Here is a 19,726-nt window from a genome sequence, read left to right as displayed (position 1 = left end):
GGACAGGGAAACAGTATAATGGAGGACAAACGGTAAAAACAGATGCATCACTTTCAACCATTCCTCTGTATGTAAATCCGGATCTATAATTCCAATGATCAGATTTAGTATAAGAGCCCCCGATTTTCCCATCCCATGTTGTTAGCAGCAGATAATTTATTGACATGTATATACTTAAATGTACCAACAAAATTTAATTGATTTAAGTCCTGATTTACTATCAAATTAGCATTTTTTTAATTACCTATACAACAGTTTTAGAGTAAATTAGGTTGTTTTTTTGTAGTCGGCACATCAAAATATAGAATCATCAAAAAACGGATAATATAGTATTAGCATGTGGTAATATTAGCATTTTCGTTAACTCTAATTTAACATAATTTTACAAGTGTCAATAATACACTAACCAATATTGTTAAATTATGAAACCAACCACCCAAGCTTTTAAAAGTACTGCAGCATCCTGTTACAGAGGTAAGATGCTCTATACGATTTTATTTTTGTTTGTTGTTTTTAGTGTTTTTTCGCAGGAGAAAATCAGCGGTAAAATTACAGATGCAAATAATGTCCCGCTTCCCGGGGTATCAGTTTTAGAAAAAAACACGACCAATGGAGTTGCAAGTGATTTCGATGGAAACTTTGAAATAGTTACTAAAGGAAATAACGCGATATTAGTTTTTTCCTATTTAGGTTTAAAAACTAAAGAACTTAAAACTGATGGTAAAAAGGTTTTCAGTATAATTTTAGAATCAGATGTAAATGAATTAACCGAAGTTGTTTTAATTGGGTATGGCACCCAAAAAAGAGGAGAAGTAACCAGTGCTGTTGCCACGGTAAAAGCAAAAGATTTTACGCAGGGTGCTGTCCGTGATGCTTCGGAGTTAATAAAAGGAAAGGTTGCCGGTTTGAATATCTCAAATGGGTCTGGAGATCCCGGGGCAGGACCGTCAGTTTCTTTACGTGGAATCTCGTCTTTGCAAGGAGGAACAGCTCCTCTTGTTTTGATTAATGGAATTCCAGGGAGTTTAAACAGTGTGGCACCAGAAGAAATAGCATCGATCGATGTTCTTAAAGATGCATCAGCGGCAGCTATTTACGGAACCAGAGGAGCAAATGGGGTTATTTTAATTACAACAAAAACTGTCGATAAAGATATTGAGACAACGATGACTTTTACTCAATATACGGCATTATCAAATTTTAGCAGAAAAGCCGATTTTCTTGACGCAGGACAAATGCGGAAATTGCTTGCTGATGGTGTAAAAATGCCTTTTCAGGATGATGGTTATGATACCAATTGGTTAGACCAAATTTCCAGAACTGGTGTAACCCTAAATAATAATTTAGGTTTAAAAGGCGGAAATGCAAAGTCTAATTATGTTGCAAACGTAAATTATATTACACAAGAAGGAACTTTTAATAAGTCATATAATGATGAATTTAGGGTATCCTTTGATGGGAATCACTCGATGTTCGATAATTTATTAAAAATCAATTTGAATTTATTGAGCGGCAGGCAAAAAATGGGTGCTTTAGGTGATGGAAATTCTTTTAACAGTAACATTTACAGACAAGCATTAATAAGAAATCCTACAGATACCCCAAAGAATCCTGATGGAACCTGGAAAGAGACAGACAGATTTCAATATTCAAATCCAATAGCGATGATTGAGGAAGCGGACGGGATTATTAAAAATGACTGGACTCGATTAAGTTCCACAATTACTTTGAATCTTTTGCCTGGATGGGAAAACAAACTTTTATTGGCAACGCAAAGAAATACTAGTTTTAGTGGATATTCTGAAAGTAAGCAGAATTATTCTAATACAAAATTAGGCAGAAATGGATTTGCTTCTAAAGGCTCAGGTGAAAGTCAAACTGACAATTTAGAATTTACTTCGAGATATACGAAAACAGTAGGAAAACATAATTTTAGCATTTTAGGAGGTTATAGTTATCAGTATAATGAAAATGAGGGTGGATGGGCAAACAACTTTGATTTTCCGACAGATGCTTACTCGTATTACAATTTAGGAGCAGGTAAAGCACTAAAAGACGGACTTGCCGGAATGGGCAGTTTTAAAAACGACAATAAATTAGTGGGTTTCTTTGGAAGAGCCAGTTACGGTTATGATAACAAATATCACTTATTAGCCAGTATTAGAAGAGAGGGATCTTCAAAATTTGGAACGAACTATAAATGGGGAACATTCCCTTCAGTATCTGCAGGATGGACTATCAGTAATGAATCATTTTTAAAAGATGTTGCTGTTATCAATAATTTGAAATTTCGTGCAGGTTATGGGGAAACGGGCGTAATTCCGGGAAACTCCTACATGTCTCAGACATTATATAGATATGATGGATATTTTTATAATGACGGAGAATGGGTTCAGGGATTAGAGCCGGCAAGTAATCCAAACCCGGATTTACGTTGGGAGAAAACACAAGAGCTAAACTTAGGAGTTGATTTTGCATTTTTCAACAGTAGAATTAGCGGCACCGTAGATATTTACAACAAAAAAACAAAAGATATGTTGTGGAACTACAGCGTTCCAACTCCGCCATACTTATATCCAAGTATAACGGCCAATGTTGGAGAGATGGAAAACAAAGGAATTGAAGTTCTCTTAACTATTATACCGGTCAGAACCAAAGATTTTGAATGGACTTCTACCATGACATTTTCTCACAACAAAAATAAACTAACAAGCTTATCTAATGATTTATATGAAATTGAAGGAAACTTTATCAATGTTGGTGATGCCGGAGATCCTATTTCATTTTCAACACATCGATTAGAAGTAGGACAACCAATAGGTAATTTCTGGGGATTAAAATCTGTTGATATTACAGATGATGGTAAATGGATCATCGAAACTAAAGACGGAACAAGAAAAACCTTAACTCCGGATTTATATAATGATGAAAACAAACAATATCTGGGAAACGGTATTCCGGCTTATTACACGGGATGGACGAATACGTTTAAATACAAAAACTTTGATTTAGGAATTATTCTTAACGGAGCTTATGATTTTCAAATCCTGAATTTTCAGCGTATGTTTTATGAAAACCCAACAATCAACTACAATATGCTGACTTCTGCCCATGATAGAGTTTACGGAAAAACAGAGCTTAATTATTCTCAAACTTATGTAAGTTATTATATCGAAGATGGGGATTACGTTAAATTGGATAATGTTACTTTAGGATACAATCTGGACCTTAAAGGTTTAAAATTTATCAATTCGGCAAGAGTATATGCGTCAGGGTCAAACCTGGCAACTATTACAGGTTATAAAGGGATAGATCCTGAGATAATTAGAAATAATAATGAAATCTTGTCATCAGGAAATGACGGGCGTGACAAATATCCTTCAAGCCGCACATTTACGCTAGGAATTAACCTAACCTTTTAATTAGCAGTATTATGAAAAATTCAAACAAAAAATATAAAATAGTACTATTGTCTATATTCCTTTCATGTGCTGCATGTACTGATTTAGATGAAACCTTATACAGTGATATTTCGGCAGAAAAAACACAATTAACAGCAGAGGATTTAACCAATATTATTGGCCCCGCCTTTAGTAAATTCAGAGATGTTTACTGGGGATGGAATGGACTTTTTGATCTTTATGAAGAGTCTTCAGATTTAATTGTAACACCTTTTAGAAACGGAATTGGCTGGGGAGATTTATATATCACCATGCATCAGCACACCTGGGGGCCAACCTTAGGGCATATTGATGGTTTATGGTTTAATGCTTATGCAGGTATAAACAGTGCTAACAGAGCTATTTATCAAATTGAAAACTTAGAAGGAATCGAAGATAAAGAAATCTATATCAATGAGCTAAGGGCTTTGAGAGCCATATATTATTATCTTTTATATGATAATTTTAGAAGAGTTCCGTTAGTTACTACTTATGACCTCCCTAAAGGTTTTTTACCAGTTCAAAATACAGACAAAGAAGTATATGATTTTATAGAAAAAGAACTTCTTGAAACCATGCCAGCTTTAAGTGATTTGAATAATCAGGCAACTTATGGAAGAATTACAAAGTGGACCGCAAAAATGACACTTGCCAAACTTTATTTAAACTCTGAAGTATATACAGGAACTGAAAAATGGTCTCAGGCACTAACTCAGGTAAATGATATTATTGGAAGCGGTAAATTTAGTTTAGCAAGTAACTATTCTGATCCGTTTTTAATAAAAAATGAAGTATCTGTTGAAGAGATATTTTCGATTCCGTTTGATGATAAATTTGCCCGAGGATCTTATTATCCTTATAAAACTTTGTACGGCCCAAGTCAGGCAACATTTGATTTAGCAGGAGCTACATGGGGTGGAAGTGGAGGAATTCCTCAGTTTATTGATACTTATGATACCGATGATGAACGTCTTAAAGATTCTTGGTTAGGAGGTTTGCAATATACTAAATCCGGAGAACCTTTAATGCTGGAAGATAAGGTAACGCAATTAAATTATATCAATTATATGTCTAACGTAAATGGTACCGAATACAATGAAGGATATCGTTTTGTGAAATATGAAATTGGCGCAGGAACCGTTGGTGGTACTGCTAATGATGTACCTTTTTACAGATATTCTGATGCTTTGATGATAAAAGCAGAATGTTTGCTGAGAACAGGAAACCCGGGAGAAGCCGCAGCGATAGTTACAGAAATAAGACAACGCGCATTTAGAAGAACAGATCCTGCAAAAGCAACTGTTTCAGGAGCTAAGTTATTAGGAGGCAGCGTTTACAAATATGGAGAATATTCCAACGGAACAATTACAAAATTAGAAGGTGGAAGCGATATTCAATACGGTGGTTTCCTTGATGAATTAGCATGGGAATTTGTCGGTGAGCATCATCGAAAACAAGATTTGATCAGATTTGGTGTATATACTAAAAAATCATGGTTTTCCCATAAACCCAACGGCGAATTTAGAATTGTATTTCCAATACCTCAAAGTCAAATGGACTCCAACCATAATTTAACTCAAAATGATGGATATATTAATTAAGATTATCTTGATCAATAAGCGTTTTTTAAATAAGTTTTTTTAATAAAAAACATAAAAGTTTTACAAGTTGGTTGCTTGTAATTATTAGTGTGTGAAAAGCTGTTCCTATTCAGGAATGGCTTTTCATTTGAAAGTTATATCATTATGAAAGATAAAATGGGAATCATAAAAATTTGTTTTTGTCTGATCGTTTTTCAAACCGCAATTTATGGTCAGACAAGAAGTAAAACTGTCAATTCCGCCATAAAAATGAATTATCGGTTGCTTTTCAGGATCCGGAATCGCATTATCTTGAAGTGGTTTTAAATTTTGACCAGCTTCCGTCTTCACAAAATCTGCTGAATCTGCGTGCTAAAAAAAACTAAAATTGGGCACGATAATGCGAAGGCGAAATACCTTTTAATTCTTTAAACTTCCTGTTGAAATTGGCAATATCCTGAAATCCGCAAAGTTCAGAAATCGAGGCTATCGACAGGTCTTTTTTATGGTGCAGCAATTTGCAGGCATTTTCAATTCTGATTTCAATCAAAAACTGAAAAAAAGTCTTATTAGTACGTTTTTTAAAGTAGCGGCAAAAAGCGTTTTTACTCATATTGGCTTTCTCAGCCACTTCGTCAAGGGTAATATTCTGATGGTAATATTGGATTGCATATTCAAAAACGGCGCTCATTCGTCTTCCTTCATCATCCGTATATTTCTTTTTGTACACAAAAGAAGAAAGAGGTGTTTTCTCCGAAGATATAATGATGTTTATAATCTTTAAAAAAGAAGCAATTCGCTGTATTTTATTCTGCTTTTTGAGTTTGCTGAAATGGTGTATAATCTTTTTTTGATTCGATAATATTTTCATTCCATATTCAGATTCCTTAAAAAAATCATCTACAGTACTCATGTCATTTAGACTGAAAAAATCTTTTCCAAACGAGGTTTTGGTAAAAAACAACGTCAGCATTATGGATTCCGGACTAGCTTCAACATTACTTCTGAAAACGTGGGGCACATTTTCTCCAATCACTAAAATATCTTCTTCTTTATAATCGTTTATAGAATCTCCAACTATTAAAGTTCCGGAACCTTTTGCAATATAACTGATCTGAATCTCTTCATGCTGATGCAATTGATCATAAAAAACACGCTCAATATCTTCCTGATAAATAAGGGCCTCTCTTTCGGTTTTGGGTATTTTAAATGGCAAGATTTTCAACGGAATATTTTTTTAGTTATGTAAATATTAACAAAAAAATCAGATTATCCAATAGATAGGGTAATATAGTATTGATAACGGCTAATAATAACAAAGACACCCCTTTTTATAAGTTTTATTTTTGATAAAAATTATGATATGAAGATAAACTGGGAAGGCGTAATGCCAGCTGTAACAACAAAGTTTACAGAAGAAGGTCAATTAGACCTCGTAATGTTCGAAAAGAATATTAAAGCACAAATTGATGCTGGTGTTAATGGAATTATACTGGGAGGAACCCTTGGAGAAGCAAGTACATTGACCAAAGACGAAAAAGAAGTTTTAATAAATACGACATTACAAATAGTTGAAGGTAAAATTCCGGTTATCGTAAATATTGCCGAGCAGACTACCAGCGAAGCAATTGCTTTGGCAAAACGTGCCCAGGAATTAGGCGTAAATGGTTTGATGTTATTGCCTCCGATGAGGTACAAAGCCACAGATTATGAAACGGTTGTCTATTTTAAAGAAATTGCAAAAAGTACTTCGTTGCCTATTATGATTTACAACAATCCTGTTGATTATAAAATTGAGGTAACACTTGACATGTTTGAAGAGCTTTTAAAATTAGAGAACATTCAGGCAGTAAAAGAATCGACCAGGGATATTAGTAATGTAACAAGAATCAGAAATCGTTTTGGCGATCGGTTAAAAGTGCTTTGTGGAGTTGATACTCTGGCTCTGGAAAGTTTGGTGGCTGGTGCCGATGGATGGGTTGCAGGTTTGGTAGTGGCATATCCTGAAGAAACGGTTGCGATTTATAAATTGGTAAAAGCAGGAAAAATTGAAGAAGCTTTAGTAATTTACAGATGGTTTATGCCGTTGTTAGAGTTAGATATTTCGCCGCAATTGGTACAGAATATTAAATTAGCTGAAGTTGCTACCGGACTGGGAACAGAAAACGTAAGAGCACCCAGACTGCCGTTGCAGGGAACAGAGAGAGAACGTGTTTTGTCAATCATTGGTCATGCCATGAAGAACAGACCGGTTTTGCCTGCTTACAAAAACATATAATTTAAGAATCAAAGAAAGCTATGACAACAGGAAAAAATTATATTGGAGATCTGCTTTCCGCAAAAGGTAAAACGACATATAAAACAATAAATCCCGAATTAAATTTGGAGAATGAAACTGTTTTTTATGAGGCTTCCGAAGATGAAATTTCTCAGGCCGTAGCGTTGGCAGATGAAGCTTTTAAAATATACGGAACAATCGAAGACGTAAAAAAAGCGGAGTTTTTAGAGGCTATTGCTGAAGAAATAGAAGCTCTGGGCGAAGATCTATTAGCTGCTTATATTCAGGAATCAGGTCTTCCTGCCGGAAGGGCAAATGGAGAACGTGCCAGAACAACCGGACAATTAAGAGCATTTGCAGCAATGTTAAGAGAAGGCTCCTGGGTAGAAGCCATCATTAATAAAACAGAAGGAAAACCAGATATCCGAAGAATACAAATTCCAATTGGCCCTGTAGTAGTTTTTGGGGCAAGTAATTTTCCACTGGCTTTTTCTACTGCCGGTGGTGATACTGCAAGCGCGTTGGCAGCCGGTTGTCCTGTGGTTGTAAAATCGCATCCGCTTCATGCAGGAACAGGAGAACTGGTTGCTTCGGCAATAATTAAAGCGGCAAAAAGAACAGGCATGCCCAATGGCGTTTTTTCTAATATTAACAGTAGTGGTATAGCAGTTGGGACAGCTTTAGTCGAACATCCTTTAATTAAAGCGGTAGGATTTACAGGAAGTAGTAAAGGAGGTATGGCACTTTGTAAAATTGCTGCCAACAGACCAGTTCCGATTCCTGTTTATGCAGAGATGGGAAGTATAAATCCGGTGGTAGTCTTACCGTCTGCTTTAAAAACCGACAATGAAATTTGGGCTAAAAATTATGCTGCTTCAATTGTGGCAGGAACAGGTCAGTTTTGTACGAACCCGGGACTTATTCTAGGAATAAACAGCAAAGAATTAGATGCATTTATTGCTAATTTAGTTTTAGAGTTAGATAATTTAGAACCAACCTGTATGCTGCATCCTAATATTAAAACCCAATATGAAAATCTGAAATCAGAAGTTCTTGGACAAGAGGGATATACGCAGCAAACAAGTTTAAATAAAGAGGTAAAACCCAATTATGCATTGCAAAATGTAATAACTGTTGATGGTAATACCTTCTTAAAAAATAAAACATTTCACAAGGAAGTTTTTGGGCCATTCTCGGTTGTTGTTAAGTGTGATGATATTCAACAGCTGAATAAAATTATTCATGATTTAGAAGGACAGCTCACAGGTACAATTTTAAATTCTGATTTAGAAGAATTGGAAACATTTAAAGAAGTAATCGAAAATCTTAAAAATAAAGTGGGACGATTAGTGTATAATAACGTTCCGACAGGAGTTGAGGTTTGTTCCGGAATGACACATGGGGGGCCTTTTCCTGCCAGTTCCGACAGTAAATTTACCTCAGTAGGATTAACAGCCGTAAAAAGATGGGTTCGTCCTGTCACTTTTCAGGATTGGCCCGATCAATTATTGCCAGGCGGGTTACAGGATAAAAATCCTTTAAATATTAACAGAACCGTAAATGATATACTAACAAAGAATCCTATTTAGTTTATGCCTAGAAAAACATTTTTTTGTGTAGATGCACATACTTGTGGGAATCCGGTAAGAGTGGTTGCCGGGGGAGGTCCAAATTTGGTTGGAAACAACATGAGCGAAAAGCGGCAGCACTTTTTAAAAGAATACGACTGGATTCGTAAAGGACTTATGTTTGAACCACGGGGCCACGACATGATGAGCGGAAGTATATTGTATCCGCCCAGCAATCCGGAAAATGATTTTGGAATTTTATTTATCGAGACTTCAGGATGTCTGCCAATGTGTGGTCACGGAACCATCGGAACCATTACTATTGCGATCGAAGAAGGCTTGGTTATTCCGAAAATTCCGGGAAAAATAAAAATGGAAGCACCTGCAGGGCTGGTTCAGATTGAATACCAGCAAACAGGTAAAAAAGTAGATTGGGTACGTCTGACAAATGTAAAATCGTATTTAGCTGCAGAAGGCCTGACTGTTAATTGTCCCGAATTAGGTGAGATTGTTTTTGATGTGGCGTATGGCGGAAATTATTACGCCATTGTAGATCCGCAGCAGCATTTTTCAGGTATTCAGGACTTTACGGCAGGAAAAATTGTTCAGTACAGTCAGGAAGTCCGCAAACGCATCAACGAAAAATATCCAAATCTTTTTATTCATCCGGAAAATGATACCATTCGCGATGTGAGTCATATGTTATGGACAGGAGATCCAATCGATCCAACATCTTCAGGCAGAAATGCTGTTTTTTATGGCGATAAAGCCATTGATCGTTCTCCATGCGGAACCGGAACTTCAGCCAGAATTGCACAACTTCATGCTAAAGGAAAACTAAAAAAAGGAGAAGATTATATTCATGAAAGCTTTATCGGAAGTAAGTTTATCGGCAAAGTTGAAGAAGAAACTTCGATAGGGAATATAAATGCCATTGTGCCAAGCATTCAGGGCTGGGCAAAAGTGTACGGTTATAATAATATCATTATTGATGAAGATGATGATCCGTACGCATTTGGTTTTCAGGTGATTTAAAAAAAAATAAGGATAACCCGTTGTGTGATTTTTCAACACATAGAATCATAGCTCCTGCATGCAGAAACAGGCGTTTCACTTATTTCACATAGACTGTGATAGAAACATGTTTCTTTTTACATTCTTTTTATAAGTTAAACCTATGTATCTCGCCTGCACTGAGCGTAGTAGAAGTGTGTTAAATATATTTTTTTGAATCACGCCAACGATTTGATAATAAAAAATATTGGTTTACAGAATAGTTCTTCCTGCCAATAAATTTTTAAATTTATAATGCTAATGAAAAAAATAAGTATAATTGGAGGAGGGATAATAGGTTTGTGTTCAGCCTATTATTTAGCCAAAGTAGGTTATGAAGTAGTTGTTTTTGATAAATCGGATATGAGTGATGGCTGTTCTTATGGAAATGCAGGCATGATTGTTCCTTCACATATTATTCCGCTCGCGCAGCCGGGAATGATTGCGCAAGGGATAAAATGGATGTTCGATAGCCAGAGCCCGTTTTATGTGAAACCCAGATTGAACATGGATTTAATGAAATGGGGGTTACAATTCTATAAATACGCTAGTTTAAAACATGTGGAGAAAGCTATGCCGGCACTTTGTGATTTATCGCTTTTGAGTAAGGAACTGTATCAGGATTTTGCCAAAGAAAGCAACTCTTTTTTCTATGAAGAAAAAGGACTTTTGATGCTTTACAAAACAGATAAAGCCGCCGAAGAAATTCATCATGAAGGAAAACTGGCTGAAGAAATAGGATTAGAAGTCGATTTCCTTTCAAAAGAAGAAGTTTCAAAATTAGAAAAAGGCACTGCAACAAATGTAATCGGAGGCGTTCATTATAAAAGTGATGCACATATTTACCCACAAAAATTCATGCAGTTTATAAAAGAAGAACTGAAGAAATTGAATGTGACAATTCATTCTCAAACAACTGTAAATGATTTTGTTTTGAAGAACAATACACTTGCAGAAATTATAACTGACAAAGGAAGCTTTACCACCGATGAGGTGGTTTTGGCAACCGGATCCTGGAGTCCGCAGATTGCTAAAAAACTCAATATCAACATTTCTATTTTACCTGGAAAGGGATACAGTTTTACTTTAAAAGATCAAAACCACAAACCTTCGATTCCAACTATTTTATGCGAAGGGAAAGTGGCAGTAACTCCTATGAATAATGATATACGCTTTGGCGGAACGATGGAAATTACCCATACCAATGACACCAAAATAAATCAGAACAGGGTTCAGGGAATTTTGAATTCAATCAATGATTTTTATCCGGATTTAAAAATTGAAATGCCAAAAGAAGAAGAAACATGGTTTGGATTCCGGCCTTGTACACCTTCGGGAATGCCAATAATTGCCAGAGACAAAAAGATTAAAAATCTAACCATAGTTACCGGGCATGCGATGATGGGATTAAGTCTGGCACCGGCAACAGGTAAAATCGTTTCGGAGATTATTTCCGGAAAACGAACTTCTGTAGATACAGAAATGTTTCAATTATAAAATTCAGCTCCATTTTTGATTTAAAAAATGGAGCTGAATTTTTTTAATAAAGCTATTACCTTTAGATTATTTTTCAATACACCTGGACTCCGCTCAATGCAGGCTAGAAGCATAGATTTTGTAAGTTCAAAAATAAGCGTTTCACTCATTTAAAATACATTATAGCTGCCTGTGTGAAAGAATGTATTTCTTTTTTTAAAGCCTGCACTGAGCGTAGAAGTGTGTTAAACAAAATTTTTATGAATTATGCCCACCAGATTACACTCAAATTCTAAATACAAACCAATATTTAGAATTTTAAATATATTTTTGAAATCATAACCAAAATTAACCAACCAAAAAATGAAAGATAATAATCAGGAAGAATTTAAAAAAGAACTCGGACTTCTGGACGGGACCATGCTTGTGGTAGGTTCGATGATCGGATCAGGAATATTTATTGTCAGTGCCGATATTGCCAGACAAGTTGGTTCAACAGGATGGCTCATTTTAATCTGGCTGATTTCGGGATTAATTACCATGATTGCAGCAGTGAGTTACGGAGAATTAAGTGCCATGTTTCCTAATGCCGGGGGGCAGTATGTTTACCTAAAAGAAGCCTATAATAAACTAATAGCGTTTTTGTACGGCTGGAGTTTTTTTGCAGTTATCCAAACCGGAACAATTGCCGCGGTAGGAGTGGCATTTTCGAAATTTGCAGCTTATTTAGTCCCGGCCGTGAGTGATGAAAATATCCTTTATCAAATAGGCAGTTTTAAACTGAATGTAGCGCAGATTGTTTCTATTGTGACCATTATTTTTCTAACCTATTTGAATACTTGCGGGGTAAAAAACAGTAAAATTTTACAAACGATTCTTACTATTATCAAAATCTTGTCAATTTCAGGATTAATCATTTTCGGATTTACATTAGCGGCCAAAGCTTCAATCTGGAATGCCAACTGGACAGATGCCTGGACACCTCATTCTTTTATTGCAGAAACAGGTTCCTGGCTGCCAATTGGAGGAACCGCTTTGATTTCCGGAATTTCAGCCGCTATGGTTGGAGCTTTATTTTCCAGCGATTCGTGGACAGGAGTTACTTTTATCGCGGGCGAAATTAAAAATCCTAAACGTAATGTTGGGTTAAGTATGCTCTTAGGAACAGTTATCGTTACTATAATTTATGTTCTCACCAATTTAATGTATGTAGCTGTTATTCCGTTAAGCGAAATCGCAACAGCCAAATCAGACAGGGTAGCGGTAGTGGCTTCCCAATATATTTTTGGAGATATAGGCACATTAATCATTGCCTTGATGATTATGATTTCGACATTTGCCTGCAATAACGGATTAATTATGGCCGGGGCCAGGGTTTATTATACAATGGCAAATGATGGATTGTTTTTTAAAAAAGCTGCCAGACTTAATAAAGCGAGTGTTCCTGCCTGGGCACTTTGGGCACAATGTATCTGGGCTTCTGTATTATGTCTTACAGGTAAATATGGAGATTTGTTAGACTTTGTAATTATCATAGTCCTTATTTTTTATATCCTGACCATTTGCGGGATTATCATTCTTCGCAAAAAAATGCCCGATGCAGTTCGCCCTTACAAAGCCTTTGGATACCCTTTTTTACCATTATTGTATATCATAATTGCTTCGGCTATTTGTGTTTCATTGCTTTTTACAAAATTCTCTACTTGTGGCTGGGGAGTTTTAATTATGTTAATGGGAATTCCGATTTACTATTTGATAAAAGAAAAGAGTACTAATTAATTGCTATAGGAGTTTTAAAAAAAAATAAAAGCCATCAGTAACGAAATTGATGGCTTTTATTTTTGTGTCTGGTCCTCAATTATCCATTTATTCTGCCTAATAAATAATTTGCCATTCCTTTTGCAAAATATTCAATTAAAGCGACATCACTTTTATCATGCTCACATTTAACAATTGTTGAAATATATTCAATTTGTTGCTCTTGAGTAGTTATTTCCGGAAAAATTGGAGGGCAGTTATTTGACATTAATACAGCACCCATAAGTATTCGGCACACTCTGCCATTACCATCGGCAAAAGGATGTATTTCATTTAAAAATTATTATGAAAATAAACGATTCCTGTCAATAAATGTTTATCATAATTTGAATTATCAATATCTTTCAATTTCGAATTAAACAAATTCAGATAACTTGTCATTATAAATTCTAAATTGTAATGAGGGGCATATTCCTTATTTTCAAAGAAAGGTTCTCGAGATCCTATAGTGGGAACATTTCTGTAATTACCGACCAACTCAGGTTTAAAATCAGTTTCCCATGATAATGGTGAACTCATTAAAGAACCATGTATGTTTTTTATTGTTTCTTCAGTAAGCTCAAAATGTTCTAAGTTTTCCAAAAGATTTTTTAAAACTGATTGATGTTCTGAAATACCTAATAAAGAATCTAAGTTAACACCTCGCACACTTTCATTGTTTAAAATCGAATTGTGTCACCATATTGAAGCTTAGAATCTTCAACTCTTGCAGAATAAAAAGAATAATCATTAACTAATGAATCCTTAAATTCTACTGACCAGTTATCTCTTGGAAATTTCTCCTGGAATTTTAAAAGTGCTGAATTGAAGTTTAATAAATAGTCTGGAAGCTTCACCGTATACAGCATTATATCATAACTAAGTCCCATAAATTTACATCTTTACTCTTTAGCAATATTCTCCTTTAGAATCATTATTCTAATTTAGATGGGTAATATAATCTTAGTATGAGTTAATATTAGCCCACAGACACCAGAAAATTATATATATTTTTATTAATATTTAAATATGAGAACAACTGTAATAAAAATAAGTGTGGTTTTAACACTTTCGTGGTGTTTAACAAGTTATACCCAGGGTACTTTGAAAGAGTATAAGAAGGCAAATGCCGTAGATTCCTTATTTAAGAACAAGGTAATAAATACTCCTAAAGAATTTCATTGGATTGGGAATGATTATGTTTGGTATAGTAACAACATTCCAAAAGGAAAAGAATTTCTTATGGTCGATTCAAAACAGCAAAAACAATCATCCGCTTTTGATCATGATCGATTGGCAGAATCGCTGTCAAAAATTTCAGGAAAAGAAGTCAGTTCCATAGATCTTCCGATTGATAATTTAGAATTTGATAAAACCTTGTCAACATTAGTTTTTACAACAGATACACTCAAAATATCCTGTAATTTAAATACATACGAATTAACTAAAATCAAAGGGGGGTATAAAAATCCCTTGAAAAAAGAGGATTATTGGGGAGGGAATTTTGATGAATTAGGAAATAAGCCTGTAGGCTCTCCGGATTCTTTGCATACTGCATTTATAAAAAACTATAATTTATACATAAAAGATAAAAAGACAAAAGGTGAAACACAATTAAGCTACGATGGCTCAAAAGGATTTTATTACTCATCATATATGAAATGGTCTCCGGACAGCCGTGGGATAATGGCGTATAAAGTAAGACCGGGCGAAGAGCATAAAATATACTTTGTAGAATCAAGCCCAAAAGATCAGTTTCAGCCAAAATTGCAAACCAGGGACTATTTAAAACCCGGTGATCAATTACCCTTTAAAAGTCCGCAATTGTTTGTTGTGGCTTCCAAAAAGCAAATTCCTGTTGCTACAGATTTATTTCTGGAACAATATGATCTTTCAGCAATTGAATGGAAAGACGACAGCAGCAGTTTTACTTTTGAATACAATCAAAGAGGGCATCAGGTGTATCGTGTTTTAGAAGTAAATGCTGTTACCGGAAAAGTGAAGGTTTTGATAGAAGAAACCAGTCCGGCTTTTGTAGAATACAGCGGCAAAAGATACCGGTATGATCTCAAAAAAAGCAACGAAATAATTTGGGCTTCGGAACGTGACGGATGGAACCATTTGTATTTATATGATGCCATTACCGGAAAAGTAAAAAATCAGATTACAAAAGGAAAGTGGCCAATCAGAGAGGTACTAAAAGTAGATGAAGAGAAAAAGCAAATTTATTTTACGGCCAGCGGATTAGACAGCGATCAGGATCCGTATTTGCTGCATTTTTGCCGAATTGATTTTAACGGAAAAAACTTTATCAGATTAACGACTGAAAATGGCAATCATAAAGTAACTTTTTCACCGGATTATAAATTCTATGTCGATCAATATTCGCGGGTAGATGCAGCACCAATTACAGTTCTGAAAAGTATTGATGCACAAAAAACAATTGTAGAAATGCAGAAAGCTGATATTTCGGCATTACAAAAAACAGGATGGACGGCTCCGGAAGTTTTTACAGCCAAAGGGAGAGACGGTAAAACAGATATTTGGGGAGTTATTGTGCGCCCGACTACTTTTGATCCGAATCGTAAATATCCAATTATTGAATATATTTATGCAGGCCCGCAGGATTCATTTGTACCCAAAAACTTCCAGCCTTATTACTGGGCAATGTCGTCTTTGGCAGAATTAGGATTTATTGTAGTTCAGATTGACGGAATGGGAACTTCAAATCGTTCAAAAGCTTTTCATGATGTTTGCTGGAAAAATTTAAAAGATGCCGGTTTCCCCGATCGAAAACTTTGGATAAAAGCCGCTGCAGCCAAATATCCACACATGAATATTGATAAAGTTGGAATTCACGGCACATCAGCAGGAGGCCAAAATGCCGGAGCAGCTTTGGTTTTTAATTCAGATTTTTATGATGTTGCCGTAGCATCCTGTGGCTGTCACGATAACCGTATGGATAAAATGTGGTGGAACGAACAATGGATGGGATACCCGATTGGACCTGAATATGAAGCGTGTTCGAATACCGCCAATGCTGCACAATTAAAAGGAAATCTGATGTTGATTCTGGGAGAATTAGACGATAATGTAGATCCGGCTTCCACCATGCAATTTGCAAATGCCCTGATTAAAGCCAATAAAAATTTCGAATTAGTTACAGTTCCCGGTCTGGGACATTCTGCCGGAGGAGATTATGGCGAACGCAAACGCAGGGATTATTTTGTACAGCATTTATTAGGAGTTATACCGCCAGCCTGGGATGAAATTTATAATTAGAAAACTCTTGAAAGAAGCAAAAAATAGAGGTTTTGTAAATCGTAAAGAATAAAAATTTAAGGATGAAAAAGTATCAGTTATTTATTTGTGTACTACTAAGTTTTTGGGCATCGTGTACAACAACCTTGCGTGCGCAAAACGGTGATCAGATTTTAGACGGAATTGGCGAAACAGGATTAATTGCCCGCTATGTATTTGATGGTGATGCAAAAGATTGGTCCCGAAATAATTTACACGGAAAAATTGAAGATTCGAAAGCCAAATTCGTAAATGACGAACAGTTTGGCAGAGTACTTTCTTTACCGGCAGAGAGTAAAGCTTTTGTTGCAATTCCGGGCGATGCTATAACAGGAGAAGAATCACTAAGTATTACAGGTTGGATTTACTTGCGATCTGCACAAAAAGGGCAGCGATTTTTTGATTTTGGAAAAAACACCAATTCACATTTGTTTTTTGCGCCAGTTGGAACAGAGAACGAAGAGGGAATTCAGACAGAAATCACTACCGAAGCAGGAGGGAAGTATAAAACAAAATCAGCTGTTTTAGAAACAGGTAAATGGAATCATGTAGCAATGATTATAAATATTCCTTCTAAATCGATCAGCATTTATGTGAATGGTGTACTGGCAAGCGAAACTAAGAATGTAGAACTGGACTTAGCAAAATTATTCGATTATATTTCAGGCGAAAAAAACAGGCTTTACATAGGAAAATCGCTGACAGGTGAAAATCCTTATTTAAACGCCAAATTGCATGATTTCAGAATTTATCGAATTCCTTTAAATGACAAGGAAATTAGCAAAATTTATAACAATGCTTTAAAAGAGGGCCAGGAAGAAGAGGAATCAGGTGAAGAACAAACAGCAGATTTACCAAAGTTTTCTAAAACGACTCCTCAGCTTTATAATCAATTCCTGACCAGTGTATCAGATGTGAATGTACAAACCGTTGTAGGGTCACTTCCACGATTGCCGGGTTATGTAAAAGGTGTTTATCGCGATGGAATTGAAGGACCTGAGGTTCGCATAATCTGGCCTTCGCCGAAAGATAATAGTGAAGTACTTAAAAGTGGTCAATACACAGTAACCGGAAGTGTTCCCGGAACAGATTTAAAGCCAATAGCTATTGTGATTGTAAAAGAAGCGAAAGAAACTGCAACACCAAAACGTAAGCTGGAAGTTTTTAAACTGGATCAGGTTTCATTGAATTCTGATCTTCACGGACACCACACCCAGTTTATTGAAAATCGTGATAAGTTCCTGACAACCCTTGCCACGACAGATCCGGATTCTTTTCTGTATATGTTTCGGAATGCCTTTGGACAGGAACAGCCAAAAGAAGCTGAACCACTTGGTGTATGGGATACGCAGGAAACCAAATTACGTGGTCACGCGACAGGACATTACTTAACTGCAATTGCTCAGGCCTATGCAAGTACAGGGTTTGATAAAACGCTTCAGGCAAATTTTGCTCAAAAAATGGAGTATATGGTCAATATACTGTATCAATTAGCACAGCTATCCGGAAAACCAAAAGTAACCGGAGGGGAAAATGTGTCAGATCCAACAGCTGTACCACCCGGAGCAGGCAGATCAGGTTATGATTCAGATTTGAGTCCCGAAGGTATTCGTACCGATTACTGGAATTGGGGAAAAGGATTTATAAGTGCCTATCCGCCGGATCAATTTATTATGTTAGAAAACGGCGCAACTTACGGAGGGCAAAAGACTCAAATTTGGGCACCTTATTATACGTTGCATAAAATTCTTGCCGGATTAATGGATGTTTACGAAGTAAGCAGAAATGAAAAAGCACTTGAAACAGCAAAAGGTATGGGCGATTGGGTATACGCCCGCATGAAAAAATTGCCAACCGAGACGCTTATCAGTATGTGGAACCGATATATTGCCGGAGAATTTGGCGGAATGAATGAAGCTATGGCAAGATTGTACAGAATTACAAAAGATCCGCATTATTTAGAAGTAGCACAATTATTCGACAATATCAAAGTGTTTTATGGCGATGCGCAACATTCACACGGACTGGCTAAAAATGTGGATACGTTTAGAGGATTGCATGCCAATCAGCATATTCCACAAATTATGGGAGCGCTCGAAATGTACCGTGATTCAAATACCCCGGATTATTACCGCGTAGCTGATAATTTTTGGTATAAAACCGTAAATGATTATATGTACAGTATTGGTGGAGTTGCAGGTGCAAGAAATCCGGCTAATGCAGAATGTTTCATCAGTCAGCCGGCAACAATTTATGAAAATGGTTTTTCATCCGGTGGTCAAAATGAAACCTGTGCGACTTATAACATGCTTAAATTAACCGGAGATCTGTTTCTTTATGAGCAGCGTGGGGAGTTAATGGATTATTATGAGCGTGGTCTTTACAATCATATTCTTTCTTCGGTAGCCGAAAATAGTTCTGCTAATACCTACCATGTGCCACTCAGACCGGGTTCTGTAAAACAGTTTGGCAATGCACACATGACAGGTTTTACCTGTTGTAACGGGACGGCTATTGAGAGCAATACAAAATTTCAGAATTCAATTTATTTTAAAAGTGCTGATAATAGTGCGCTTTATGTGAATCTGTACGTGGCTTCAATCTTAAATTGGACAGAAAAAAAGGTAACAATTGAACAAACGACTAATTTTCCTAACGAAGATTTTACCCAATTAACGATTAAAGGCAATGGTAAATTCGATCTTAAAGTACGTGTGCCACATTGGGCAACCAAAGGATTTTTTGTGAAGATAAATGGCAAGCCCGAAAAAGTGAAAGCCCAGCCGGGAAGCTATCTTACTTTGAACAGAAAATGGAAAGATGGCGATGTAGTTGAGTTGCGGATGCCATTTCAATTTCACTTAGAACCTGTTATGGATCAGCAGAATATCGCCAGTTTATTTTACGGGCCTGTATTGCTGGCAGCGCAGGAACCGGAACCACGGAAAGAGTGGCGCAAAGTAACTTTAGACGTTAAAGATATCAGCAAATCAATAGCCGGAGATCCTAAGAAATTGCAGTTTAGTATCGACGGAATTGTTTACAAACCTTTTTATGAAACCTATGGTCGTCATTCTGTTTATCTGGATGTTATATTGAAATAAGATTAAAAAAGTTTGCCACGAATTTCACGAATTATCACAAATTTTTATAGGAATTCAAAATTAATTTAGACAATGATTCGTGATAATTCGTGCAATTCGTGGCGAAAAATTAAACGCAAAAGCCGGGCAT

Annotated in this window: 13 protein-coding genes; 9 read left to right on the top strand and 4 right to left on the bottom strand. The window is 36.1% G+C overall.

Annotated elements, in window-relative coordinates:
* Positions 1-422: 422 nt before the first annotated feature.
* Entirely contained in the window at positions 423-3,422 is a 3,000-nt protein-coding gene (locus tag J2W48_RS14645) for a SusC/RagA family TonB-linked outer membrane protein (RefSeq protein ID WP_310282386.1), read from the top strand.
* 11 nt (positions 3,423-3,433) lie between these two features.
* Positions 3,434-5,041 carry a RagB/SusD family nutrient uptake outer membrane protein gene (locus J2W48_RS14640; protein WP_310282385.1) on the top strand — a complete coding sequence of 536 codons (1,608 nt, stop codon included), beginning with the start codon at positions 3,434-3,436 and terminating at the stop codon, positions 5,039-5,041.
* A 361-nt stretch (positions 5,042-5,402) separates the two neighbouring features.
* On the opposite strand, the gene J2W48_RS14635 is transcribed toward J2W48_RS14640, so the two are convergent.
* Complete coding sequence (locus J2W48_RS14635) at positions 5,403-6,245, bottom strand: AraC family transcriptional regulator (RefSeq protein WP_310282384.1); 843 nt, start codon at positions 6,243-6,245, stop codon at positions 5,403-5,405.
* Between the two features lie 138 nt (positions 6,246-6,383).
* Here J2W48_RS14635 and J2W48_RS14630 point away from each other — a divergent pair, with 138 nt between their 5' ends.
* From J2W48_RS14630 to J2W48_RS14610, 5 genes are all read left to right on the top strand, one after another.
* Positions 6,384-7,298, top strand: a complete 915-nt coding sequence (locus J2W48_RS14630) for a dihydrodipicolinate synthase family protein (protein ID WP_310282383.1) — start codon at positions 6,384-6,386, stop codon at positions 7,296-7,298.
* Between the two features lie 20 nt (positions 7,299-7,318).
* Entirely contained in the window at positions 7,319-8,887 is a 1,569-nt protein-coding gene (locus tag J2W48_RS14625; RefSeq protein WP_310282382.1) for an aldehyde dehydrogenase (NADP(+)), read from the top strand.
* A gap of 3 nt (positions 8,888-8,890) precedes the next feature.
* Positions 8,891-9,901 (top strand): 4-hydroxyproline epimerase, encoded by a 1,011-nt coding sequence (locus J2W48_RS14620; RefSeq protein ID WP_310282381.1) that lies wholly within the window; start codon positions 8,891-8,893, stop codon positions 9,899-9,901.
* A 279-nt stretch (positions 9,902-10,180) separates the two neighbouring features.
* On the top strand, positions 10,181-11,416 hold the full coding sequence (locus J2W48_RS14615) for an NAD(P)/FAD-dependent oxidoreductase (RefSeq protein ID WP_310282380.1): 1,236 nt from the start codon (positions 10,181-10,183) through the stop codon (positions 11,414-11,416).
* Between the two features lie 342 nt (positions 11,417-11,758).
* The gene (locus tag J2W48_RS14610) at positions 11,759-13,174 is read left to right on the top strand and encodes an APC family permease (RefSeq protein ID WP_310282379.1); all 1,416 of its coding nucleotides are present in this window, start codon (positions 11,759-11,761) and stop codon (positions 13,172-13,174) included.
* A gap of 79 nt (positions 13,175-13,253) precedes the next feature.
* Here J2W48_RS14610 and J2W48_RS14605 read toward each other — a convergent pair whose 3' ends face one another.
* From J2W48_RS14605 to J2W48_RS14595, 3 genes are all read right to left on the bottom strand, one after another.
* Entirely contained in the window at positions 13,254-13,436 is a 183-nt protein-coding gene (locus J2W48_RS14605; protein WP_310282378.1) for a ribosomal L7Ae/L30e/S12e/Gadd45 family protein, read from the bottom strand.
* 50 nt (positions 13,437-13,486) lie between these two features.
* A complete protein-coding gene (locus J2W48_RS14600; RefSeq protein WP_310282377.1) occupies positions 13,487-13,795 on the bottom strand; it encodes a Fic family protein in 309 nt (102 codons plus the stop codon).
* 77 nt (positions 13,796-13,872) lie between these two features.
* Positions 13,873-14,082: a hypothetical protein gene (locus tag J2W48_RS14595; RefSeq protein WP_310282376.1), complete on the bottom strand. Its 210-nt coding sequence runs from the start codon at positions 14,080-14,082 to the stop codon at positions 13,873-13,875.
* Positions 14,083-14,221: 139 nt separating this feature from the next.
* Between J2W48_RS14595 and J2W48_RS14590 the strand changes: the two genes are divergently transcribed.
* Together J2W48_RS14590 and J2W48_RS14585 are read left to right on the top strand one after the other, a co-directional pair.
* On the top strand, positions 14,222-16,474 hold the full coding sequence (locus tag J2W48_RS14590; RefSeq protein WP_310282375.1) for a S9 family peptidase: 2,253 nt from the start codon (positions 14,222-14,224) through the stop codon (positions 16,472-16,474).
* 62 nt (positions 16,475-16,536) lie between these two features.
* Positions 16,537-19,596: a beta-L-arabinofuranosidase domain-containing protein gene (locus tag J2W48_RS14585; protein WP_310282374.1), complete on the top strand. Its 3,060-nt coding sequence runs from the start codon at positions 16,537-16,539 to the stop codon at positions 19,594-19,596.
* The last annotated feature ends 130 nt before the right edge of the window (positions 19,597-19,726 follow it).

It is taken from the genome of Flavobacterium piscis, from assembly GCF_031457575.1.
Classification (GTDB): domain Bacteria; phylum Bacteroidota; class Bacteroidia; order Flavobacteriales; family Flavobacteriaceae; genus Flavobacterium; species Flavobacterium piscis_A.
Note: the sequence above shows the minus strand (reverse complement) of the source record. Positions and strands in the feature narration are given on the sequence as shown.